Here is a 24086-nt window from a genome sequence, read left to right as displayed (position 1 = left end):
GGTGTGGAAAGGGGGTGGTGACCCGGGAGGCCGGATGGTCGTGCGGTGAGGGACAATGATGGCTCTGCCAGGGCGGGTTACTGCATCACCCTGGAACGCAGCCATCGCGGGTCGCGGGCGAAGATCAGGGATCGCAGAGGGGACGCATGTCGGAGGCGGAGCAGTCCAAGGACACCGAGGGACGTCTTCTCGCTGGGCGGTACCGGCTCGGAGAGGTGCTCGGTCGGGGTGGCATGGGCACGGTCTGGCGGGCCGTCGACGAGACGCTCGGCCGCACCGTGGCCGTGAAGGAACTGCGCTTTCCCACCAGCATCGACGACGAGGAGAAGCGCCGGCTCATCACGCGGACCCTGCGTGAGGCGAAGGCGATTGCCCGGATCCGCAACAACGGGGCCGTGACGGTCTACGACGTCGTGGACGAGGACGACCGCCCGTGGATCGTCATGGAGCTCGTCGAGGGCAAGTCGCTCGCCGACGCCCTGCGCGAGGACGGGCTGCTGGCGCCGCGCCGCGCCGCGGAGGTCGGGCTCGCGATCCTGGACGTGCTGCGCTCCGCGCACCGCGAGGGCATCCTGCACCGCGATGTGAAGCCGTCCAACGTCCTGATCGCCGAGGACGGCCGGGTCGTGCTGACCGACTTCGGCATCGCCCAGGTCGAGGGCGACCCGTCGATCACCTCGACCGGCATGCTCGTGGGCGCACCCTCCTACATCTCGCCCGAGCGGGCGCGCGGTCACAAGCCGGGACCCGCCGCCGACCTGTGGTCGCTGGGCGGCCTGCTGTACGCGTCGGTGGAGGGCATCCCCCCGTACGACAAGGGCTCGGCGATCGCGACGCTGACGGCGGTGATGACCGAGCCGCTCGACCCGCCCAAGAACGCGGGCCCCCTGGAAGAGGTCATCTACGGTCTGCTGGCGAAGGACCCGGACCAGCGGCTGGACGAGGCGGGGGCGCGCGCGCTTCTCAACGAAGTCGTCAACCTGCCCGACGAGCCTGCCGAGCCCGAGCCGTCGCCGCAGGCGACGCGGGTGGTGCCGATTCCGCCGGCGCCCGGCGAGGACGCCGGGACGGCCGCGAGCGGCGGCGGGTCCGAGCCGGGGCCGACCGCGGGCGAGCGGGCGCGGGGCGCGCTGAAATCCGTACGCAACGCGACGGTGGCCGCGCAGGTGGCCAGGCAGCAGCAGACGCAGCGGTCGGCGGACGGGACCGCCGGTCCGGCGGGTCCGGCGGGAACCAGGCCGCCGGAGCGGGCTTCGCTCACCGACGTCGTACCGCGCCGCACGCTGGTGATCGTGGCGGTCGTCGCCGCGCTCGCCGTGCTGGGCACGGTGCTCGCCATCGCGCTGGGCGGCGGGGACGAGGGCACGCGGGGCAAGGACGGCCCGTCGGCTTCGAGTGGGGCGACGGCCGGCGGCGACGGCAAGAACGCCGGTCAGGGCGCCGACAAGGACGCGAAGAAGCCGGAGTCGCCGGGGACTTCGCCGGACGACGGCGCGTCCCCCGGCGCGGGCGGCAAGGGCGGCGAGCCTTCCGGCGATCCCGGCGACGACGACTCGTCGTCCGACGACGTCTCCGACGGCGGGGGCGGCAAGGGCGGCGACGACCTCAAGACCACCGAGTACCGGGACGAACAGGGCTTCTCCATAGGCCTTCCCGAGGGCTGGAAGTTCGAGAAGACCGGCAGCGCGGGCGCACGTTTCTCCGGGCCGGACGACCAGCGGCTGCTGGTGGGCTGGACGGCGTCACCCAAGGACAACCCGGTGGCCGACTGGATCAGCCAGGAGACCTTCATGCGGCGTGACGGCTACAAGCGCGTCAAGATAGCGGCGGTCGACTACCGCGGCTGGCCCGCCGCGGACTGGGAGTTCACGTTCAACGAGGACGGCCAGGGTTTCCGTTCCGTCGACCGCGGCTTCGTCGTCAACGCGAAACTCGGCTACGGAATCCTGTACACCGCGCGCGCGGAGAACTGGTCCGACGCCAAGCCGACACTGGACTCCTTCTTCAAGACGTTCAAGCCGCGTTCGTCCTGAACCCCACGGGACCCCACGGGCGCGCACCCGGCGGCGCGCGCCCGTGGGGTGTTCGCCACGTTCGCCCCCGGGGACCCGCCGCGGGCACGTATCGTGAGAGTGACGGGACAGTACGCAGCCGCAAGCTGTCGCCGAATGACCGGAATTGACGTTTCGGTTCGGTCTCCGGGACCGGCCGGAACACAGCGCGCTCCGGGGAGGCGTCGTGGACGATTACGCGGGACGGGTGCTCGCCGACCGCTATCGCCTTCCCCTGCCTCCTTCCGACGCGTACGAACTGGTCGAGACGCGGGCCTTTGACACGTACAGCGGTCAGGAAGTCCTGGTACGGCAGGTGCCGTTACCCGAGGTCGTGGACGCCGAGTTCCTGGACGGTGAAGGCGGCAGGGCCGGCGGGCGTGCGACGCGGCGGCCGGCCGACCCCGCCGTGCGGCGGGCCGTCGAGGCGGCGCAGGCGGCGGCGCAGATCCCCGACCATCCGAGGCTCGACCAGGTCTTCGACGTGTTCGCCGAAGGCGGCTCGCTGTGGATAGTGAGCGAACTGGTGGCGGCGCGGCCCCTGGCGGCGCTCCTCGCCGAGCGGCCCCTGACCCCCTACCGGGCCGCCGAGATCGGCTCCGACGTGCTGACCGCCCTGCGCGTGCTGCACGCGCACGGCTGGACCCATCGGAACATCACCGTGCGCACGGTGCTCGTCTGCGACGACGGCCGCATCGTCCTGACCGGGCTCGCGGCCGGAGCCGCCGAAGAGGCACTCTGCGGGTACGCCCCCGTGCCGGCCCCGGCCGAGCCGGCGGGGGCCGAGGCGGAGGCGGGCGAGGCTCAGGCAGACGGCGGATGGGACGCCGACTGGGACGGCGCAGCCCGGTACGGCGCTGACGCTCTGCCCGGACAGCGCGGGGGCTCGCCCGCGGCGGACGCCGCGCATCGGGCGTACGGAGCACCGGTCCCGGGTGGTTCGCAGGGCTCCCCGGAGGGCGGAGGCGCCGGTGGCCGGCCGCAGGGCGCGCTGCCGGCGGGTGGCGCGAACGCCGCCGCCGAGGTGCGTGCCGCGCGCGCCGGAGCCATCGCGGCGTACCGTGCGGGCGCCCGCGCGGCGGCCCGGGCCGGCGCGGAGGGACCCGGCGGCGCAGGTCCGCTTCCGGGGCAGCGCCTCGCACCGCGCCCGTCGTCCGGCGGCCCGCGCGCGATCAGCCCGTACATCGACGTGGACGCCGACGCCGACGCCGACCCGGACACCGGCGTCGATTCCGGCACCGCACCCCCCGACTCCTGGCACGGCGCCGTGCAGCGGGCCGGCGCCGGCGACGCGATGCGTGCCGACGGCCTGCGCCGCGGCCAGGACCACGGCACCCGCCCGTACGCCGGAACTCAGCCACACCCCCAGCAACAGGCGGCGCGCCTGCCACAGCAGCACCCGCAGCAACAGGCTGCCCAGGACACCGGCCCCGCCCGCAGCTGGGACGAGGTGGTGGCCGGGGGGCAGGTGCCCGCTTACCGCGGCCCCGCCACGCCGCTCGCCGCCGAGCGCGCCCGGCAGGCGCGGATCGCTCTCGTCGGCCCTGTCACCGAGCGCTGGGCCCCGGAGCAGGCCGGATCCGTTCACGGCAACTGGCAACTGGCGCCCCCGATCGGCCCTTCGACCGACCTCTGGGCCCTGGGCGCGCTCCTCTTCCGTACGGTGCAGGGCCACGCGCCCTACCCCGAGCAGAGCGCCATAGAGCTGGTGCAGCTCGTCTGCGCCGAGCCCCCCGCCTTCGCGGAGGAATGCGGACCGCTGCGGCCCGTCGTCGAGTCGCTGCTGCGCCAGGACCCCACCGAGCGGCCCGACTTCGAGGAGTTGCGCGGCTGGCTCCGGTCCCTGGTGCGCTCCGCGCCCGAGCCGGACGCCGGCGCCGACGTCGTACCGCTGCCGTCCCCGGACGCCACGCGGCTTCCGATCGTTCGCCGCCGGGGCGAGCTGGTCCGCAGGCGCCGCGCTGGACACGCCGACGCACAAGGACGCCACCGGCACAAGAAGGCCAGGGGCAGCGTCAAGCCGGTCCGGGAGCCGCGGCCGCCCCGTGAGCCGCGGATCAAGGAGCCGCGGATCGAGCCGAAGCAGCGAGGCGGCCCCCGCTCCCTCGGACGTACGCTCCTGCTGGTCATCCTCCTCGGCCTGGCCGCCGCGCTCGCCTACGCCCTGGTCGTCATGCCGAAGGCCGGCCAGCAGGGCGGCAGCGAAAGCGACGCGCAGAACGCCGGCGACGGCCGGAGCACCGCCGCCCCCAAGACGCCCCGGCCTTCCAGCGGCAGCGCGTCCGAGCCGCCGTCGACCAAGGACGCTCCGCGCGAGACGCCCGGCTCCCAGCAGCCGCAGACCTCCGTCCCGGCCACCGATGTGGCAAAGGGGTACGAGATCCGCAAGGACCCCGAGGGCTTCCAGGTCGCCGTCGACAAGGACTGGGAGCGTCGGCCCGTCAATGACGCCGGACAGGTGCGTTACCGCGGCGACGGCGTCGAGCTGCTGATCGTGCCCGGCCGGGACTCCGTCGCGGAACAGGGCAGTGATCCGATGGACTACCAGCTGCAGAAGGAGCGCGAGCTGCAGCCCGTCAGGGACTCCACCTGGTCCACCCAGAACGGTCTGCGCCGCATCGACGTCGGCCGGCAGGCCATGGCGGAGGGCCAGTTCACCTGGCAGGACAGCAGCGGGCGCGATGTGTACGTACGCAATCTCGCCATGATCGTCGGCGACCGGTATCACGTGGTCCAGGTGATCGGTCCGGAGTCCGAGCGCGACCGGATCACCGAGATCTACGAACAGGCGACGAAGGCGTACCGGGTGTCGAGCTGAGCAGCGCTTCGGGACAAGCCGCTGATCAGGGGTTATGCGCCAGTGACCACTGGCGTGGTGGAGCAGGGTGGTGCCTGTCCGGTGAAAAGCTGTTACTGGCGGGTACCAAAAGGGTGCTGAGGGGCCTACTCTCGCCCTCATGACGGACTCGCAGGCACCCGCAGCCGCTCCCGGTACACACCTGGGCACGAACCCGCTCGCCGCCACCCCCGCCGCCGCGCGCACCGCGGCCGACGTGGTCACCCCCGAAGTGGTCGCCCAGCTGACGCGCGGTGTGGTCGGCTCCGGCCGTACCGCCAACCACACGCCCTTCACCGGGGAGAAGCTGGCGGATCTGCCCGAGTCCACCCCCGAGGACGTGGCCACGGCCTTCGAGCGGGCCCGCGCCGCCCAGCCCGCCTGGGCGGCCACGCCCGTCCGGCGGCGCGCCGCCGTCCTGCTGCGCTTCCACGACCTGGTGCTGGAGCGCCAGGCCGAGATCCTCGACCTCATCCAGCTGGAGACGGGCAAGGCCCGCCTGCACGCGCACGAAGAGCTCATGGCCGTTGCCGTCAGCGCCCGCCACTACGGGCGCAAGGCCCCTTCCTATCTCGGACCCAAGCGGCACACCGGTGTGATCCCCGTCCTGACGAAGGTCACCGAACTGCGCCAGCCGCGCGGGGTCGTCGGCCAGATCGCCCCCTGGAACTACCCCTTCGAGCTGTCGGTCGGCGACGCGCTGCCCGCGTTCGTCGCCGGCAACGCGGTGGTGATGAAACCCGACACCGAGACCGCGCTGAGCGCCCTGTGGGCCCGTGACCTCCTCATCGAGGCCGGGCTGCCCGCCGAGGTCTTCCAGGTGGTCCTCGGGGAGGGGCCGGTCGTCGGCCCCGAGGTCGTACGGCACGCCGACTTCGTGTCGTTCACCGGCTCCACCCGTACCGGCCGAGAGGTCGCCCAGGGTGCCGCGGCCCGCCTCGTCGGGGTCTCGCTCGAACTCGGCGGCAAGAACGCGATGCTGGTCCTGAAGGACGCCGACGTCGAGAAGGCGGCGGCGGGCGCCGTCCGCGCCTGCTTCTCCTCCGCCGGGCAGCTGTGCATCTCCATCGAACGGCTGTACGTCCACGCCTCGATCGCCGACGACTTCGTGGCGCGGTTCGCCGCCCGCACGAGGGCGATGCGGCTCGGCGCCTCGCTGTCGTACGGCGCCGACATGGGCTCGCTCGTCGGCGAGCGCCAGCTGGAGAACGTACGTCGGCACGTCGAGGAGGCCGTCGCGAAGGGCGCCACGCTCGTCGCGGGCGGCGTCGCCCGCCCCGACATCGGCCCGCTCTTCTTCGAGCCGACCATCCTCGACGGGGTCGAGGCGCCGATGGCGGTGTGCGCCGAGGAGACCTTCGGCCCGGTCGTCTCCATCTACCGGTTCACCGACGAGGACGACGTCGTCGAGCAGGCCAACGCCACGTCGTACGGCCTCAATTCGAGCGTCTGGACCAAGGACGCGAAGCGCGGACACGCCGTGGCCGCCCGGCTGCGCACCGGCACGGTCAACATTAACGAGGGCTTCGCACCCGCGTACGGCAGCGCCCAGGCGCCGATGGGCGGCATGAAGGACTCCGGGCTCGGGCGCAGGCACGGCTCCGAGGGCATCCTGAAGTTCACCGAGGCCCAGACCATCGCCCACCAGCGCCTGGTCCCGATGGCGCCGTCCTTCGGCATGGACGACGAGAAGCACGCGGCGTTCATGAGCGCCAGCCTGAAGGCCCTCAAAATGCTGCGTTTCCGCTGAACCGCGCCCCCTGAACCGCGGCCCCGAACCGCGCCCCCTGAACCGCGACCCCCGAACCGCGACGCCGGCAGATTCTCGACGAGGAGAACCCATGTCACCTGACATGTCACACGACGCGTACGACTACGACGTAATCGTCGTCGGATCCGGCTTCGGCGGCTCGGTGTCCGCGCTGCGCCTGACGGAGAAGGGCTACCGGGTCGGCGTCCTGGAAGCGGGGCGCCGCTTCACGCGCGAGACGCTGCCCAAGACGTCCTGGGACATCAAGAACTACCTGTGGGCGCCCGCGCTCGGCCTCTACGGCATCCAGCGCGTCCACCTGCTCGGCAACGTCATGGTGCTGGCCGGCGCGGGTGTGGGGGGCGGCTCCCTCAACTACGCCAACACGCTGTACGTGCCCCCCGCTCCCTTCTTCCAGGACCAGCAGTGGGCGGGCATCACCGACTGGCAGGACGAACTCACCCCCTACTACGACCAGGCCAAACGCATGCTCGGGGTGCGCCTGAACCCGACCATGACGGCGTCCGACGTCCACCTGAAGGCGGCGGCCGAGGCCATGGGGGTGGGCGGCAGCTTCCACATGGCACCGGTCGGTGTCTTCTACGGCGACGGCAAGGATGCCGACGGCCGTTCAACGGCCCGGCCCGGCGAGGAAGTTCCCGACCCGTACTTCGGGGGCGCGGGCCCGCCCCGCAGGGCGTGCGCCGAATGCGGCGAGTGCATGACCGGCTGCCGGCACGGCGCGAAGAACACCCTCAACGAGAACTACCTCCACCTCGCCGAACAGGCCGGCGCCGTCGTCCACCCCATGACCTCCGTCGTCGGTCTCGCTGAGCACCCCGAAGGCGGCTGCCGCGTCGCCACCGTCCCCACCGACGCCCGCCGCAGGACCGCGCCCCGCGTTCTGCGCGCCCGCCACGTCGTCGTCGCCGCTGGTACGTACGGCACGCAGACTCTGCTGCACGCCATGAAGGACCGCGGCGATCTGCCCCGTGTCTCTGCGCGGCTCGGCGAGCTGACCCGTACCAACTCCGAGGCCCTCGTCGGCTCGCAGACCACCGACCGCCGCTACCGCAAGAAGCACGGCGCGAAGGCCGACTTCACCCGGGGCGTCGCCATCACGTCCTCGATCCACCCCGACGACCACACCCACATCGAGCCGGTGCGGTATGGAAAGGGATCCAACGCGATGGGCGTGATGTCCATCCTCCAGGTGCCGTACGCCGAGAAGTTCCCCCGCGCCCTGGGCTGGCTCGGCAACGTCGTCAGGCACCCGGTGATGACCGCCAGGTCGCTGTCCAACCACCGCTGGTCGGAGAAGACGATCATCGGCCTGGTCATGCAGTCGCTGGACAACTCCCTGACGACGTACCGCAAGCCGAGCGGCATCGGCAAGGGCCTGCTCACCGCCCGCCAGGGCCACGGAGCCCCCAACCCGAAGCAGATTCCCGAGGCGACGCGCGCCGCCTCGGTCCTCGCGGACGAGATCAACGGCTTCCCCGGCAGCAACGTCGGCGAGCTGATGGGCACGCCGCTGACCGCGCACTTCCTCGGCGGCTGCCCGATCGGGGCCTCGCCCGAGCAGGGTGTCATCGACCCGTACCACCGGCTGTACGGGCACCCGGACATCTCGGTGGTCGACGGTTCGGCGGTCTCCGCGAACCTCGGCGTCAACCCGTCGCTGACGATCACCGCGCAGGCGGAGCGGGCCATGTCGTTCTGGCCCAACAAGGGCGAGGACGACCAGCGGCCGGCCCAGGGCACGGCGTACCGGCGGCTCGCCCCGGTCACGCCGAAGTCCCCGGCGGTCCCGGCGGATGCCTTCGGCGCGCTGAACCTGCCGTTCCTGGGGATGCCGGCGGTCCCGTCCAAGAAGTGAACCGGGCAGGCAAAAGGGGCTGCACCCCCCTCCGAGTGCAGCCCCTCTTGCCGGCTCTACCGGTGTGTCACGCAGCGTGTGTCACGCAGCGCGTCACCGGGTCGTTCACGCCGAGGTCAGGCCTCGGAACCTGCCTTGCGGCGGCGTACGACGAACATCGCACCGACGCCGAGCGCGACGGCGGCGCCACCCGCGAGGGCGAACATCGGCATCGCGGACGACGAACCGGTCTCGGCGAGGCTGCCGGTCACCGGGATCTCCTCGGCGCCGCCCTGCGGCTCCTTGGGGCTGGGCGCGGGCTTCTCGACCGGCGGCTCGACCGGCTTGGGCTTGCCCGGCTTCTCGTTGCCGCTGCCCGGCGCGAGGACGCTGAACTCCCAGAAGGCGAGCGACGAGCGGTAGCACTCTTCCTCGGCGTCGAGGTACGCGCCGAAACCGATGGCGAAGCTGTCGCCGGCCGGGGCCTTCGCGTCGACGTTCACGCGCAGCTGGATGTCGACGACATCCTTCGCGCCGAGCTCGGTCTTGCCGATGAACTCTTCGCTCTCGATGGACTTCCAGGTCTTGCTGACCTGGTCGAGGTACTCGACGTCGGCGTGGGCGCTCAGCCAGTCGCTCTCGTTGTCGCTCTCCGAGTAGTTGTCCACGAACGCGATCCAGCGGACCTCGCCGAGCGCCTTGTCGGTGGGGTTCGAGGCGGCCATCGTGAAGTTGTGCCAGCCGCTGCCCGCGACGATCTTGCCGGGCAGGCCGCTGATCTCCATCTTCAGGGCGGAGGCGGCGTCGATCACGTCGCCGTCCTCGTCCATCACCGGCTCGCACGGCTCGAACTCGATGGGGTCGGTCTCGCCGTCCGACGGGTCGGTCTTGCCGTCGGGGTCCGTGTCCGGGGCGGTCTCGCCGTCCGGGTCTTTGTCCGTGTCGGTCTTGCCGCCGGGGCCGGTCGCCGGGTCCGTCTCACCGTCGGGGTCGGTCTCGCCGTCCGGGTCTGTGTCCGTGTCGGTGTTAGCGCCGGGGCCGGTGGCCGGGTCGGTCTCGCCGTCGGGGTCTGTGTCCGTGTCGGTGTTAGCGCCGGGGTCCGTGTCCGGGTCGGTCTCGCCGTCCGGGTCTGTGTCCGTGTCCGCGTCGGTGTTACCGCCGGGGCCGGTCGCCGGGTCCGTCTCGCCGTCCGGGTCGGTCTCCTCGCCCGGGTCCGTCGTGAGGGTGTCGCTGGTGGAGCCCGAGGCGGTCTGAGCCGTGGCGTCGACCTCGGCGTACGCGGCGGGCGCGGCGACCAGCGCGGCCGGGGCTATGACGGCGGTCGCGGCCGCAAGGGCCATAGCGCGGCGAAGCTTCATGTAGACCTCAGAAAGTCTGGCGTGCCGCACGACCTGCGGCACGAGATGTGAGAGCCCGCCGTGGAATGGGGGTGCACGGGTGGCCGTTGTTCGCATGGATGACCTGTGAAGGACGTAAAGGGTTGCCCAGAACCTTATGGGCTTCTCGTGTGATGTGCGTCACGAGGTGGTCCGCTGTTCCTTGCCCGGGCACAGCGAAGGGCCCCGCGGAACGCATGCGCGTCCGCGGGGCCCGGCCGTCGGCTCCGGCGTCAGGGCGGCGCCGGAGCCGGAGGGGCGGCGCCGGGGGGTGCGCCGCTGGTTCGTGGGGTGGGCGGGGGGAGTCAGGGGGAGTCGGAGCGGGCTCCGGCCGATGCCGTGCGGCCGGGGGCACGGCCGGTCGGTTCCGGGCGTCCCCGGAACCGACCGCCTTGGGTGACCGGGCTGCTGTCCCCTGCCGACCGGTCACGTGCGCCGGGACGAGGTCCCACGACGCACCTGCAGTACGCCGCACGCCCCGGCGGAGCCGCGCGTGGTTCTCTTTCCTGCGCGCCCGCGTTCCTGCGCGCCCGCGCCTGGCTGGTGCGGACACCCGGACCAACGAGGTCACGCGGGCCCCGGTCACGCGCCGTACGGGTGAGGACGCGCCCGAACTCAGGTCCGGCGCCGGGCCGGAGGCGGCGCCCGGTCGGCGGCGGCCTCAGATACGGCCCCGGCACAGCTCCAGCATCGTCATCGCCAGCGCCGTCCCCGGCTTCCCGAGCGCGTCCCTGAAGTGGCCGAGCACCTCCATCTCGCGGGACAGGTTCACCCGGCGCCCGCCCGAGGTCATGCGAGCCTCCTGGATGACGGCCGACACGGCCATCCGTTCCTGGATCAAGCCGATGATCCTGTCGTCGAGCGAGTCGATGCGTTCCCGGGCGTTGCCGATCAGACCCGCGGCCTCGTCGGTGCGGGCGCCGGTCCTGTCCGCGCCGGTCCTGCCCGCACCGGTCGTGTCCCCGCCGGTCGTGTCCGTGGTGGTGGCCATGCTCATGTCCGTAACTCCTGCGTCTGTCTGTAGGGGTACGGCTCCCCGGGCGGCCGGGCGGCGACCGGGCCCGGAAACGACAGAGCGCCCCGGGCCTTGTCGGCCCGGGGCGCCTGTGAAGTCGCTTGTCAGTGGCTAAGCAGCTGAACCATCGAACCCACAGCACCGGTCGGACCGGGTGCCATAGGTAAAGAGGAAGCTCAGCTGCTTGTGCACGACCCCAGTATGGTCCGCCGCGCCGCCGGGACGGATGCCGGGTTCGGATGGTGAGACAAGAGGGGAGCGCTGTCCCCGGTAGAATCGACAACACCGACCACCCCTTCACCGCCGGAAGGCCGCCCCGTGCCAGCAGTGCCCCCCGCCGCCCCCGACGCCGTACTCGTTGTCGACTTCGGCGCGCAGTACGCCCAGCTCATCGCCCGCCGTGTCCGTGAGGCCCGGGTCTACAGCGAGATCGTCCCGAGCACCATGCCGGTGGCGGAAATGCTGGCCAAGAACCCCAAGGCGATCATTCTCTCGGGCGGCCCGTCGTCGGTGTACGCCGAGGGTGCGCCGAGCCTCGACCGTGAGATCTTCGAGGCCGGGGTCCCGGTCTTCGGCATGTGCTACGGCTTCCAGCTGATGGCGACGACGCTCGGCGGCACGGTCGACGACAACGGTGCGCGCGAGTACGGGCGTACGGCGCTCACCGTCTCCAAGTCGGGCTCCACGCTCTTCGAGGGCACCCCCGAGGAGCAGTCGGTGTGGATGTCCCACGGCGACGCCTGCTCGGCCGCCCCCGAGGGCTTCACCGTCACCGCGTCCACGGGCGTCGTTCCGGTCGCCGCCTTCGAGAACGACGAGAAGAAGCTGTACGGCGTGCAGTACCACCCCGAGGTGATGCACTCCACGCACGGTCAGCAGGTCCTGGAACACTTCCTCTACCGCGGCGCGGGCATCACGCCCGACTGGACGACGCACAACGTCGTCGAGGAGCAGATCGCCTCGATCCGCGCGCAGGTCGGCACCAAGCGCGCCATCTGCGGTCTGTCCGGCGGCGTGGACTCCGCCGTCGCGGCAGCCCTCGTACAGAAGGCCATCGGTCACCAGCTGACCTGCGTGTACGTCGACCACGGGCTGATGCGCAAGGGCGAGACCGAGCAGGTCGAGAAGGATTTCGTCGCGGCCACCGGCGTACAGCTGAAGGTCGTCGACGCGCAGGACCGCTTCCTGAACGCCCTCGCCGGGGTCTCCGACCCCGAGCAGAAGCGGAAGATCATCGGTCGCGAGTTCATCCGCGTCTTCGAGCAGGCCCAGGCGGAGATCGTCGCGGACGCCGGCGCGGATGGCGAGGATGTCGCGTTCCTCGTGCAGGGCACGCTCTACCCGGACGTCGTCGAGTCCGGCGGCGGCACCGGCACGGCGAACATCAAGTCCCACCACAATGTGGGCGGCCTCCCCGACGACATCGAGTTCCAGCTCGTCGAGCCGCTGCGTCAGCTGTTCAAGGACGAGGTCCGGATGGTCGGCCAGGAGCTGGGCCTCCCCGACGAGATCGTCCACCGCCAGCCCTTCCCCGGCCCCGGCCTCGGCATCCGCATCGTCGGCGAGGTCACCAAGGAGCGCCTGGACCTGCTGCGCGACGCCGACGCGATCGCCCGCGAGGAGCTGACCGCGGCCGGTCTGGACCGCGACATCTGGCAGTGCCCGGTGGTGCTGCTCGCGGACGTACGGTCCGTGGGCGTCCAGGGCGACGGCCGGACGTACGGACACCCCATTGTGCTGCGCCCGGTGTCGTCCGAGGACGCGATGACGGCGGACTGGACGCGGATGCCGTACGACGTACTGGCGAAGATCTCGACCCGCATCACCAACGAGGTGGCGGACGTGAACCGCGTGGTGCTCGACGTGACGAGCAAGCCGCCGGGCACGATCGAGTGGGAGTAGGACCGACCGACCGGTCCAGCCCTGACCGCAGGGTCGACGCCGACGCCGCCGCTCATTCGTTTGGGCGGCGGCGTTGTCGTATCCGCTCGGTACGCTGGCCGCAGGCCCGAGAATCCCGTCCATGGGAGGAACCATGACCGCTGAGCCACTGCCCACCGAGATCTCGTGGCCGGTGCCGCCGCAGGACGGCTACACCGTGGACGACCTGCTGACGCTGCCCGACCTCCCGCCGCACACCGAGCTGATCGACGGGAGCCTGGTTTTCGTGAGCCCGCAGAGGAGTTTCCATACTCTGGCGATGTTCCTGCTGGAGACAGGCTTGCGCGGGGGCGTCCCCAAGGACCTCCGGGTGCGGCGGGAGATGACCGTCGTCGTCGACAAGCGACAGGGCCCCGAGCCCGACGTGACGGTGATCCGCGCCGACGCGGTGACCGACTCGGAGGAGACGCACTACCAGGCCAAGGACGTGCTCCTCGCCGTTGAGGTGGTGTCACCCGACTCCGAGAAGCGCGATCGTGAGCGCAAGCCGCAGATCTACGCCCAGGGCGGCATCGCGCACTTCTGGCGAGTGGAGCGCGGCGACGACGGGCGTCCGGTCGTGTACGTCTACGAACTCGACCCGGCGACCAAGGCCTACGGCCTGGTGGGCATCCATCACAACCAGCTGAAGCTGACGGTCCCCTTCACCCTCGACATCGACCTGACCGGGATCGACGAGCTGTAGGCCGGAAAGGGAACAGGCGGGCACACCACTGTTCACCTGCCTTACCGCGCGGTAACTTCCGCCCCGTGAACGACACTCCCGCGCCTGCGCCCGTACCCGTCGAACGGCTCCACTTCGCGATGCCGCCCACGCACGCGACCGTCGCCGAGGAGCGCCGGTACCGCAAGGAGCGGCTGGCCGGGGCGCTCAGGCTCTTCGGGCGGTACTGGTACGAGGAAGGGGTCTCGGGGCACATCACCGCGCGGGACCTGGAGCACACCGACTGCTACTGGGTGAGGGGCATGACCCAGACAAGCACAAAGGGCGCCAGTTCTTGATCTTTGGTCGTTGGAAGCCCGTGCTTCGCTCGGTGTCGCTGGCCGTGAGGGCTTCTCATATCACCGCGTGCCGATCTTTGTCCTGAGTATGCCGCTTCTGCCCGGGGGCAAGATCCGGTGCGGCGACGATGCCGCGGGTGAGGGCCTAGGCCAAGCCCAGGCCCGTACTTCGCGGGTGAGCCATTCAGGTCAGGCTGATCGGCCGGGGCGCTTCTCCGAACGCGCGCGGTGGCTGAGACTGGGCCGGTGACGGATCGCCTGACGGTGCGGGAGATCGACGATGACGAGGGAGAACGGCATGCTGAAGGCTTTCGCCGACTTGTCCACGCCGCTGGTGGCCGATGCGTGCGTGCGCAGCGACGTGCCGCTGCGCGCCGCACCGCCCGGCATCGGCGCGGTCGTCCCCGGACACCGGATCGCGGGACGCGCGCTGCCGACACGGCACTACGGCAGCGTGGACGTGTTCCTGGAGGCGTTCGGCCGGGCCGAGCAGGGTGACGTACTGGTCATCGACAACGGCGGGCGGTGGGACGAGGCATGTGTCGGCGACCTGGCGGTACTGGAGGCCGAGGCGGCAGGGCTGGCGGGCCTCGTGGTGTGGGGGCTGCACCGCGACACGCCGGAGCTGGCGGAGATCGGTCTTCCGGTGTTCAGCTACGGCAGCTACCCGCCCGGCCCGGTGCGGCTGGACGAGCGAGAGCCGGAGGCGCTGGCCACTGCGCAGTTCGGGCCGCACCTGGTGAGCGCCGATGACATTGTCTTCGGCGACGACGACGGCGTGTTGTTCGTCGCCGCCGAGCGTGCCGAGGAGGTGCTCGCGACGGCGCACCAGATCTGGCAGACCGAGCGGGAACAGGCCCGCAAGATCCGGGCAGGTGAGACGTTGCGCCAGCAGACGGCCTTCGACGACTACCTGGCGCGGCTCGCTGCCGATCCGTCGTACACCTTCCGGCGGCATCTTCGGCGTATCGGCGGGGCCATCGAGGAGTAGATGAGTCCCTGCCCCGCAGGACCCTGGCCCCGTACTTTCGGGTCAGCCGGTTCGCGACCAGCATCTCGATCACCTGGCCGTGCGTCAGGTGCGCGATCTCGCGCCCCGGACACAGCTCGTCGACGATCCCGGCCACGTCCAGCCGTCGCAGAAACTCGGCCGCGACAGGCAGAGCGCCCAGACGCTTCTCCACCACGGAACTGACCACGCACTCCATGCGTGGACGTTGAAACCGTGGCCGCGGGGACCGGGAAGTCATCGACAGACCCATTCAACGCTCCAGCCCCGGACCGGACACCATCCAGACGCCCGATCCATCCGAATCAGCCACCCGCGAAGTACGGGCCTAGCGACGCGGGGACTTCGACCGGCGAGTCGGATGGCTCACCTGGGGACAGGCGGGCGGGCGGGTGCACTGGTGAGGAGACATGGCGGCGTCCTCCTCTCGGTGGGCCTGCGCCGGATCCACCGCCCGCCGACGACACGGGCCCCGGCTCGCTCGTGTCACGCACCGGCGACCAGGTCCGGGGGCACATCATGGATCACGGACTATCACCAGAGCGGTCGGCGGCATCGGTCCCTGCGGGGGCGAGGCTGAGCCGGGGAAGGGGAGCGCCTACGTGAGCGAGCGACCCATCGGCGACTACGCCGTACTCTCGGACTGTCGGTCAGCGGCGCTGGTGAGTGGCGGCGGGTCGGTGGACTGGCTGTGCTTCCCGCGCTTCGACGACCCGGCGGTCTTCGCGCGGCTGCTGGACCAGGAGGCGGGCCACTGGTCGATCCGCCCCAGCGGGCCGGCCGAGGTGAGCCGCCGTTACCTGCCGCAGACCCTGGTCCTGGAGACGACCTTCCGTACGCCCAGCGGGACGGCGGTGCTGCTCGACGCGCTGGCGCTGGGCAAACGCGAGCGCGGCCACGCGATGGGGAAATCCTCCCCGGGATCCGTACTGCGACAGATCACCTGCACAGACGGACAGCTGGACATCGCCATCGAATACGCCCCGCGCCCGGAGTTCGGTCTGATCCGACCGGTCATGACGCCAGTGCACGGCGGTCTCATGGCGCGCGGGGGGACTCACGCCCTGATGCTGTCCACCGACGTCACCTTGCGGGTGGCGGGATCCACGGCCCACGGCGAGGTCACCCTTCGGGCCGGGGATCGCCTCGACCTCGCGCTGAGCGCGACGCCGGCGTGGGAGCCGGATCCCAAGCCCTGGCCCAGCCGCCGCGTCCACCGTCGGCTGGGCGACACCGGCGCGGGCTGGCGTTCCTGGTCCACCCTCCACGGCGCTTACACCGGCCCCTGGCAGGAACAGGTCCGCCACAGCGGGCGCGTACTGCGCGCCTTGACCTACGTGCCGACCGGAGCCATCGTCGCCGCGGCCACCACCTCCCTGCCCGAGAGCATCGGCGGCACCCGCAACTGGGACTACCGCTACACCTGGGTACGCGACGCCAGCCTCACCCTGCAGGCCCTCGCCACCGCCACCTGCAAACACGAGAAGAACAACTTCTTCGCCTTCCTCGCCCAGGCCGCCGCGACCCAGTTGGAACGGGGCGTCGACCTCCAGGTCATGTACGGCATCGGCGGAGAGCGAGACCTGAGCGAACGCGTGCTGCCGCACCTGACCGGCTGGCGCGGCAGCGCCCCGGTGCGAGTGGGCAACGACGCCTGGCGCCAGCGCCAGCTCGACGTCTACGGCGAGCTCCTGGACGCGGCCCACCAGACCCTGCCGCACGACGTGCCGCTCGACCCGCCCGTCCGGTCCTTCCTGCGCCAGTGCGCCGAAGCAGCCGCCCACCGCTGGACCGACCCCGACCAGGGCATCTGGGAGGGACGCGGACCGAGCCGCCACTTCCTGCACTCCAAACTCATGTGCTGGGCCGCCCTTGACCGCGCCATCGACCTCGCCCCCGCCCTGGCGGCCCAGGACCGTGTCACCGACTGGAAGCGCATCCGCGAACAGATCCGCGACGGCATCGAGAACCAGGGCTGGAACCAGCAAGCTGGAGCGTTCACCCAGTCGTTCGGCAGCGACCGGCTCGACGCCTCCGCGCTGATCCTGCCCCTGATCGGCTTCCTGCCCGGCGACGACTCCCGTGTGCGCTCCACCGTCGAGGCGATCGCCCGGCACCTGACCGATCCCCGCGGCCTGGTACGGCGCTACCTCCAGGACGACATCGACCAGGAAGAGGGCACCTTCCTGCTGTGCACGTTCTGGCTCGCCCAGGCCCTCGCCCTGACCGGCCAGGCCCCACGTGCCCGCCAGGTCTTCGAAGACGCCCTCGCCTACGCCAACGACGTCGGGCTCCTCCCCGAAGAAGTCGACACCCGAACCGGCGAAGCCCTCGGAAACTTCCCCCAGGCCTTCAGCCACATCGGACTCATCAACGCAGCCCACGCCATCCGCAACGCCGAAGCAGCCAGTGAGCGGGCGTAGGTGAGGTCGGGCCCAGGTTCACGCCGATCGACGAGGCCAACACGCAACTCACGGCTCAGCTGCTGCCCCGCTTGATCGCCGGCCGCACCCGCGGCCCGCTGTTGCTCACCGGTCGCAGGGCCCCGGCCGGGACGGCGACGCTGGACGTGTGCCCGGGGCCGGGCCGGGCCCGGCTCTCCTACCGCCGAGCCGAGAAGATCTTCGAGGAGAACACCCGGCTGCTGGCCAGCCCGCTCGCCTCCCCGGAGGGCATCGAGGACCTGGACGGCTGGACCCTGCACCGGCTCCGGCACAGCGCGCTACGCATGATGCCGAGGGTGGCACCTCCACCCCGATGCTGCTCGCGCGTTCCCGGCACGCCGCAACCACCAGCCGCTGTGGCGCCGGATCAGCCGCGCCGAGCCGGAGCTGCTCGCGTAGGGGTGCCGGCGGGGCAGGTATGGCTCGCCCGGCCCGCCTGCCCTGTGCGCCGCGGCCCGTTCTTCATACGGCACAATTTCCTTGTACCGGAGGGAAGTTCCCTTCACCGGTTTCGAGAGGGCGGCATCTTCCGTGGCTGTGCACGAGGCAAGTCAGAGCACGCACGGTGGCGGTGACGGGAGCTGTACCTGCGGTCAGTGCCCGCACGGCGCCCGCGAGGGGCACCGCCGCGCGGTCGCCGCCTTCCTCGCCAGGCGGGACGGCCTGGCGGCCGGCGAAGGGCTGCCCGCAGCCGTCGCGCACTCCACCGGCGCCTCCCGCCAGTGGGTGTCGGACGAGCTGACCCGGTCCGCCCGCGCCGTCGCCGAACGCAGCCGCGAGGCCGGCGAAGCGTGGTTCCAACTGGTTTGGCGCGTCACGCTGTTCGTCGTGTGGGGCGGGGTGCTGGTCCTCCTGCTCGCCGAAGCCCTCACCGCCATCGGCGCCGGCTGGACCGTGGCTCGTACGGCCGGACTCGTCGCCGCGCTCGTCACCGCCGCTCTGCTGACCGTCGCCGCCCGTGCGCACCGGTCCCGCGGCGGCCTCCTCGCCCCGCTGATCGGCGAGGACAACCGCCTGTCGACCTCGCGCGCCGTCGCCGCGAGCTGGGTGCTGCTCGTCGTCTTCTCGGTGCTGGTGATCGCGGTCCAGCTGGCCGGCGCCTCCGACCACACCGACCGCGATGCTCTGATCGCCGGCCTCGAACTGGCCCGTGCCGCCGGCATGCTGACCGTGCTCGCGCTGACATGCGCGATCGCCGTCGTCGTACGCCACGTGGTGACCGTGCGTGTCCGCACGCAGCGCCTGCAGAAGGTACGGGCCGACCGCCCCCGCGCCGCCGACCTGCTCACCGACGACGCCGGCCGCGCCACCTTCGCGGACGTGCAGTACGTCCTGGTGAGCGGCGTAGCCGTGGTCTTCGCCGCAGTACGCCTCGCCCGGCGGCCCGAGCAGCTGCCCGACCTGCCGTGGGGCCTGGCCCTGCTGGTGGCGGTCTCGGCGGCGACGTACTTCACGGGAAAGTACGCGGAGGGCGGCCGTCCGGTGGTCCTGTCGGTCGTACGGGCCAGGGAGGCGGGCGATCTGGACGCCCCCGTCCGCACCGGCGACGACGTCGAGATCCGGGGTGCGGGTTTCGTGCCCCCCGGTGCCGGCACCCCGGACCGGCTGGCCCGGATGGTCGTGCGGATCGGGACGGTCCACGTACATGTGCCGCTCATCCCGGTGCCCGGCGGCTTCGCCAACCCGACCGACACCGTGCTGACCGTGCCCGTGCCGGTGGAGGTCGAGCCGGGCCGGGTCGAGGTGCGGGTCGTGACGGCGGCGGGCGCGGAGAGCGAACCGGTCACGATCGACGTCACGGACTGAACGGGCTGAACTGGCTGAACGGACCGAAGGGGTTGAACGGACCGAACGGACCGAATCGACCGAACGGTTCGTTGAGACCGATCACCGCGCCGCACGTATCCCTCTGCGCGAGGCGCGAGGAGAATCGTCCCTGCGCCGTACGGGCGCTTCGAGCCTTAGGAGAGGCGGGACCTGACCATGACGCACGGGTATCGGAACGGCGGGCACACCGGCGGCACGGCCGGGCGCGTGGGCAGGGGAGTGGATGAGGGGCCCGGTGGCCGCGGTGGCCTGCGCGCGACGGCGAGCCGCTACGCGCTGCTGCCGTTGCGGATCTTTCTCGGGGTCACCTTCGTCTACGCGGGCCTCGACAAGCTCACCGACAGCGGCTTCCTCGCGGCGACCGGCCCGGGGTCGATCGGCGAGATGATGCGCGGCGTCCGCGACACCTCGGCGATCCCCGCTCTCGTCGACCTCGCCCTGAAGAACCCCGAGGGCTTCGGCTACGCCATCGCCTGCGGTGAGATCGCCGTCGGCATCGGGACACTCCTGGGGCTGCTGGCACGGATCGCCGCGCTCGGCGGGGCGCTGATCTCGCTGAGCCTGTGGCTGACCGTGAGCTGGGCCAGCGACCCGTACTACTACGGCAACGACCTCGCCTACCTCGTCGCCTGGCTGCCGCTGGTGCTCGCGGGGGCCGCCGTCTTCTCCCTGGACGCGGCCGTCGCGGCGCGCCGGCGGCGCACGCTGTAGGCGATCCAGCTCGCGGTGCCCGCCAGCAGCAGGCCGCACAGGACGACGGGCAGGCCGATGTACGCCGGAATCTGCCGGCCGCCCGCCGCGTCCGCCGCGTACGCACCGGCCGTGCCCAGCAGGACGAGGCCGGCGATCAGCTTGCCCGGCCGGAACTCGTGCCGGAACCGGCGCCGCCGCTCGCCGCCGGCCCGGGCCTCCTCCGGGGCTCGCGCGCCGGCCGGGCTCCGTGGGTGGTTCTCACTTCGCGGCACGGGCCACCTCCAGCTGTCCGAGGCCGACCGTCAGACGCAGGTCGAACGTCCCGGCCGGTTTGCTGCTCTTCGGCGGCTTCAGCGTCTGCTGCCGCTCCTGGCTGGTCCTGACGTCGAAATCCTGACGCTTCTCACCCGGCAGCTGGAGGTCGCCGACGCCCACTTCCAGGTTCACCTCGACGGTCGCTCCCCTCGGTACGACGACCTTGAGCCGCCCGGCGCCGACCTCGGCCGCCGTGGCCACCGTCTCACCGGCGGGCGGGCGGACCCGGCTGAGATCCAGCGTGCCGACGCCGGAACCGAGTGCGTAGCCGGGGCGCACGGCCGACGCGGTGGCGGGCCGCCAATCCGTACGCATCCAGTCCGTGGAGATCTGCTTGGGCAGCGCGGCCGCCCCGGCCAGCAGCAGCGCGGTGACCACCGCGAGCAGAGTCGTGCCCACGCCCGTACGCCCCAGGAAGGCGCCCAGCGCGATGCCGAAGCCGAACACGGCGAGCGCGCAGGCCAGGCCGATCTGGAGGCTGGTGCCGAGCGGCTGCGCGCCCCACGGCAGGCCGGTGCCGAGCCCGCCCGCGAGGACGGCCAGCAGGAACACCCGGCCACCGATGCCGCGCGGGCCGCGCGTCGCGGGGTCGGGCCGTGGCGGCTGCGGGGCCGGGTGGCCGGGGGCGGTGGGGGGCAGGTCCGCGAGCTCGCTGCCCCTCGCGCTCTCCGGCCCCCAGAGATAGCCCGCGGCGACCGGGCCCGTCGTGCCGTCCTTGACGATCGGGTCCCGCCACCACGACGGCGCGCCGGGCACCGGCGGAGCCTGCGTCTCGGGCGGCGCCACGGCGACGGCCTGCGCGGCCACCGGGTCGGCGGGGCCGGTCTCGGGGTCCGCGAGGCGGCGGCGCTTGGACCAGTAGGTCGCGCCGGCCAGGGCGATGGACAGCATGACGGCGAAGCCCAGCACGGAACCGTTGTTCAGCATGGACAGGAAGAGGCCGCAGCCGACGAGGGCGAGGAGTACGGCGATGAGCGTGGCCCCCTCGACGCGGCCGGTCAGCAGGCGGCGCGCCTCGTTCTCCTCCTCGTCGTCGAGGGGGATGAACAGCCACGCGAAGCCGTAGAAGATCAGTCCGGCACCGCCGGTGACGGCCAGCACGCCGAGCACGATCCGGAAGATCACCGGGTCGAGATCGAAATGCCGCCCGAGCCCGCCGCACACGCCGCCCACGACCTTGTGCCGCTTGATGCGGCGCAGCGGCGGCCGGTCGGGGTCGGCGTCGGTGGCCGCGGGGGCCTGCTGCGCTTGCGTCATGGGTCCATGGTGACGGGCGCCGCCCCGCGACGGGACCGGCACCTACCCTGGACAATCCCTGATTTCCTCGCTGCCCGCCCCCTACGCTCGATCCGTGATCAAGCCTGAGCCTGAGCCCGAGCCCGAGCCCCAGACCTGGGAGCCCACGGCGCCCGGCGTACTGCGTCTGCCCTCGGGCCGGCTCGTTCGCGGCCGGGGGCTCCGCCGCCCCCTCCCGGCCGGGCCGACGCCGGCCTTCGCGCTGTACCTGCTGGGCCACCCGCCGCCCACCGTGCCCTGGGATGCCCGCTGGCTTCGCTGGCCGGACTTTTGGCTGCCGTCCGACCGTGCGGGCGCCCTGGAGGCGCTGCGCGTGGCCTGGGCGCGCGCCGGCGGCGAGCGCGTCGAGATCGCGTGCGCCGGCGGGCAGGGCCGCACGGGCACGGCGCTGGCCTGCCTCGCCGTACTGGACGGGGTGCCCCGCCGGGAGGCGGTCGCGTACGTACGCGAGCACTACGCGCCGCGCGCCGTGGAGACCCCCTGGCAGCGCCGCTTCGTCGCTCGCTTCCCGTACGAGCCGGCCGGGGGGAAGCCCGGGGAAGCAGAGGGCGGAAGTAGGGGCAAGTAGGGGACCGACCCTGATGCCGGGGCCGTCCCGTACATGTGACGATCGGAGCATGCCAGTCGCCACGCCCCGCCGACCCGCGGGCTCCCGCACGCCCGAACCGGAGGAGCCGCAGCAGCGCAAGCTCTACCGCAGCGCCGAAGGCCGGATGCTCGGCGGGGTCGCGCGTGGGCTCGCCGGGCATCTGGGGCTGCCGGTCGTGTGGGTACGGATCGCGTTCTTCGCGCTGTTCCTCTCCGACGGCCTGGGCGCGCTGCTGTACGCCGTCTTCTGGTTCGTGGTCCCGCTCGGGGTGGGTGGCGTGGACGCGCCGCGCTCGGCGTTCGAGACCACCCCGGACGGCCGGCGCAGGCTCCGCAAACCCGACAAGGGCCAGGTCTTCGCCCTGTTCGCGCTGCTCATCGGCTCCGTCACCTTCGTCACCAACGTCGAGGTGGGCGGCGAGGCCGGGCAGTACGTCTGGCCGGCGCTGCTCATCGGCCTCGGCGTCGTCCTCGTATGGCGCCAGGCCGACAACGCGCGACGCGCCCACTGGATGGAGATCGGCCGCCGCCGCCGCATGCTGCAGATCGCGCGTGGCCTGGCGGGCGCGGCGCTGGTTGGCACCGGTCTGGCGGTATTCCTGGTGGTACGCGGATCGGCGGCGCAGCTCGGCAACGTACTGACGGCGGCGGTGGCGGTCGTCGCCGGCATCACGCTGCTGGCCGGGCCCTGGCTCGTACGCATGACGCAGGACCTGTCCGAGGAGCGCCTCATGCGCATCCGTGCGCAGGAACGCGCCGAGGTCGCGGCCCACGTCCACGATTCCGTGCTGCACACCCTGACGCTGATTCAGCGCAACGCGGAGGACCCGGGCGAGGTACGCCGCCTCGCCCGCGCCCAGGAGCGCGAGCTGCGCAACTGGCTCTACAAGCCGGAGGGCACCGGCAAGGACGAGTCCGAGGAGCCCGACACGCTCGCGGAGGCGGTCAAGCGGGCGGCGGCCGAGGTCGAGGACAAGCACGGCGTGCCGCTGGAGGTCGTCGTGGTCGGCGACTGCCCGCTGGACGACAAACTGACCGCACAGATGCAGGCCGCTCGCGAGGCAATGGTCAACGCCGCCAAGTACGGTGGCGAGGGCGGGGCGGTGCAGGTGTACGCGGAGGTCGAGGGCCGCACGGTCTTCGTGTCCGTACGGGACCGGGGGCCGGGGTTCGATCTGGACGCGGTGCCGGGCGACCGTATGGGCGTACGAGAATCGATCATCGGCCGTATGCAGCGCAACGGCGGCACGGCGAGGCTGCGTTCCGCGCCCGACGGGGGCACGGAAGTCGAGCTTGAGATGGAGAGGGCGGCGGACGCATGACCGAGACCGGTGTTGAGGAGCCTGTGACAAGGCGGGTACGTGTGGTGCTGGTGGACGACCACCGGATGTTCCGTACCGGAGTGCAGGCGGAGATCGGCCAGACCGACACGACGGGCGTCGAGGTGGTCGGCGAGGCCGCCGACGTCGACCAGGCGGTCACGGTCATCACGGCGACCCGCCCCGAGGTCGTGCTGCTCGATGTCCACCTACCGGGCGGTGGCGGCGTCGAGGTGCTGCGCCGGTGCGCGCCGCTGATGGGCGCGGCGGAGAAGCCGGTGCGTTTCCTGGCGCTGTCGGTGTCGGACGCGGCGGAGGACGTGATCGGCGTGATCCGCGGGGGCGCGCGAGGCTACGTGACGAAGACGATCACGGGTAAGGACCTCGTCGACTCGGTCTTCCGCGTGCAGGACGGCGACGCGGTGTTCTCGCCGCGCCTGGCGGGCTTCGTACTCGACGCGTTCGCGTCGACGGACGCGCCGCCGGTCGACGAGGACTTGGACCGGCTGACGCAGCGGGAGCGGGAGGTGCTGCGGCTGATCGCGCGGGGGTACGCGTACAAGGAGATCGCGAAGCAGCTCTTCATCTCGGTGAAGACGGTCGAGTCCCATGTCTCGGCGGTCTTGCGCAAGCTCCAGCTCTCCAACCGCCACGAGCTGACGCGGTGGGCGACGGCGCGGCGGTTGGTCTGACGGACGTCAAGCGCCCTGGGGAGAGCGGCTGTTCCAGGTCACCGATCCCAACGGCGTGATCATTACGGCGTGAT

Annotated in this window: 17 protein-coding genes and 1 pseudogene; 14 read left to right on the top strand and 4 right to left on the bottom strand. The window is 72.0% G+C overall.

The genetic code is table 11. The features are described from left to right. Positions 1–146: 146 nt before the first annotated feature. The 4 genes from ACU6WZ_RS10505 (at position 147) to ACU6WZ_RS10490 (ending at position 8516) form a co-directional block, all read left to right on the top strand. Complete coding sequence (locus ACU6WZ_RS10505; protein WP_447032880.1) at positions 147–2033, top strand: serine/threonine-protein kinase; 1887 nt, start codon at positions 147–149, stop codon at positions 2031–2033. A gap of 205 nt (positions 2034–2238) precedes the next feature. Then, positions 2239–4869, top strand: a complete 2631-nt coding sequence (locus tag ACU6WZ_RS10500; RefSeq protein WP_447032878.1) for a serine/threonine kinase C-terminal domain-containing protein — start codon at positions 2239–2241, stop codon at positions 4867–4869. A gap of 139 nt (positions 4870–5008) precedes the next feature. Beyond that, positions 5009–6637 carry a succinic semialdehyde dehydrogenase gene (locus tag ACU6WZ_RS10495; protein ID WP_447032876.1) on the top strand — a complete coding sequence of 543 codons (1629 nt, stop codon included), beginning with the start codon at positions 5009–5011 and terminating at the stop codon, positions 6635–6637. 91 nt (positions 6638–6728) lie between these two features. Next, entirely contained in the window at positions 6729–8516 is a 1788-nt protein-coding gene (locus ACU6WZ_RS10490) for a GMC oxidoreductase (RefSeq protein WP_447032875.1), read from the top strand. 116 nt (positions 8517–8632) lie between these two features. On the opposite strand, the gene ACU6WZ_RS10485 is transcribed toward ACU6WZ_RS10490, so the two are convergent. Then, the gene (locus tag ACU6WZ_RS10485) at positions 8633–9853 is read right to left on the bottom strand and encodes an LAETG motif-containing sortase-dependent surface protein (RefSeq protein ID WP_447032873.1); all 1221 of its coding nucleotides are present in this window, start codon (positions 9851–9853) and stop codon (positions 8633–8635) included. 679 nt (positions 9854–10532) lie between these two features. Further along, complete coding sequence (locus ACU6WZ_RS10480) at positions 10533–10862, bottom strand: chorismate mutase (protein ID WP_447033981.1); 330 nt, start codon at positions 10860–10862, stop codon at positions 10533–10535. Between the two features lie 342 nt (positions 10863–11204). On the opposite strand from ACU6WZ_RS10480, the gene guaA reads away from it, so the two are divergent. The 7 genes and pseudogenes from guaA (at position 11205) to ACU6WZ_RS10445 (ending at position 19820) form a co-directional block, all read left to right on the top strand. Then, entirely contained in the window at positions 11205–12788 is a 1584-nt protein-coding gene (guaA, locus tag ACU6WZ_RS10475; RefSeq protein ID WP_447032871.1) for a glutamine-hydrolyzing GMP synthase, read from the top strand. A gap of 133 nt (positions 12789–12921) precedes the next feature. Further along, the gene (locus tag ACU6WZ_RS10470; protein ID WP_447032870.1) at positions 12922–13512 is read left to right on the top strand and encodes a Uma2 family endonuclease; all 591 of its coding nucleotides are present in this window, start codon (positions 12922–12924) and stop codon (positions 13510–13512) included. 119 nt (positions 13513–13631) lie between these two features. Then, positions 13632–13787: pseudogene (locus tag ACU6WZ_RS10465) on the top strand (class II aldolase/adducin family protein); the annotation flags it as partial. Between the two features lie 340 nt (positions 13788–14127). After that, the gene (locus tag ACU6WZ_RS10460) at positions 14128–14820 is read left to right on the top strand and encodes an RraA family protein (protein ID WP_447033979.1); all 693 of its coding nucleotides are present in this window, start codon (positions 14128–14130) and stop codon (positions 14818–14820) included. 620 nt (positions 14821–15440) lie between these two features. After that, positions 15441–17261 (top strand): glycoside hydrolase family 15 protein, encoded by a 1821-nt coding sequence (locus ACU6WZ_RS10455; RefSeq protein WP_447032868.1) that lies wholly within the window; start codon positions 15441–15443, stop codon positions 17259–17261. A gap of 552 nt (positions 17262–17813) precedes the next feature. Further along, the gene (locus tag ACU6WZ_RS10450; protein WP_447032867.1) at positions 17814–19088 is read left to right on the top strand and encodes a hypothetical protein; all 1275 of its coding nucleotides are present in this window, start codon (positions 17814–17816) and stop codon (positions 19086–19088) included. A 177-nt stretch (positions 19089–19265) separates the two neighbouring features. After that, positions 19266–19820 carry a DoxX family protein gene (locus ACU6WZ_RS10445; RefSeq protein ID WP_447032866.1) on the top strand — a complete coding sequence of 185 codons (555 nt, stop codon included), beginning with the start codon at positions 19266–19268 and terminating at the stop codon, positions 19818–19820. On the opposite strand, the gene ACU6WZ_RS10440 is transcribed toward ACU6WZ_RS10445, so the two are convergent. Beyond that, positions 19727–20074 (bottom strand): hypothetical protein, encoded by a 348-nt coding sequence (locus ACU6WZ_RS10440; protein WP_447032864.1) that lies wholly within the window; start codon positions 20072–20074, stop codon positions 19727–19729. The genes ACU6WZ_RS10445 and ACU6WZ_RS10440 overlap by 94 nt on opposite strands. Further along, on the bottom strand, positions 20061–21374 hold the full coding sequence (locus ACU6WZ_RS10435; protein WP_447032862.1) for a PspC domain-containing protein: 1314 nt from the start codon (positions 21372–21374) through the stop codon (positions 20061–20063). The genes ACU6WZ_RS10440 and ACU6WZ_RS10435 overlap by 14 nt, the downstream gene beginning before the upstream one ends. A gap of 94 nt (positions 21375–21468) precedes the next feature. Here ACU6WZ_RS10435 and ACU6WZ_RS10430 point away from each other — a divergent pair, with 94 nt between their 5' ends. The 3 genes from ACU6WZ_RS10430 to ACU6WZ_RS10420 are packed head-to-tail and all read left to right on the top strand — an operon-like array spanning position 21469 to position 24012. Further along, positions 21469–21981 carry a protein-tyrosine phosphatase family protein gene (locus tag ACU6WZ_RS10430; RefSeq protein WP_447032861.1) on the top strand — a complete coding sequence of 171 codons (513 nt, stop codon included), beginning with the start codon at positions 21469–21471 and terminating at the stop codon, positions 21979–21981. Between the two features lie 49 nt (positions 21982–22030). Further along, positions 22031–23323 (top strand): PspC domain-containing protein, encoded by a 1293-nt coding sequence (locus tag ACU6WZ_RS10425; protein ID WP_447032859.1) that lies wholly within the window; start codon positions 22031–22033, stop codon positions 23321–23323. After that, positions 23320–24012: a LuxR C-terminal-related transcriptional regulator gene (locus ACU6WZ_RS10420; RefSeq protein WP_447032858.1), complete on the top strand. Its 693-nt coding sequence runs from the start codon at positions 23320–23322 to the stop codon at positions 24010–24012. The genes ACU6WZ_RS10425 and ACU6WZ_RS10420 overlap by 4 nt, the downstream gene beginning before the upstream one ends. Positions 24013–24086: the final 74 nt, after the last annotated feature.

The sequence above is a fragment of the Streptomyces hypolithicus genome (genome assembly GCF_052934925.1).
The sequence above is the reverse complement of the archived record's forward strand: the minus strand, read 5'-3'. Positions and strand labels throughout refer to the sequence as shown.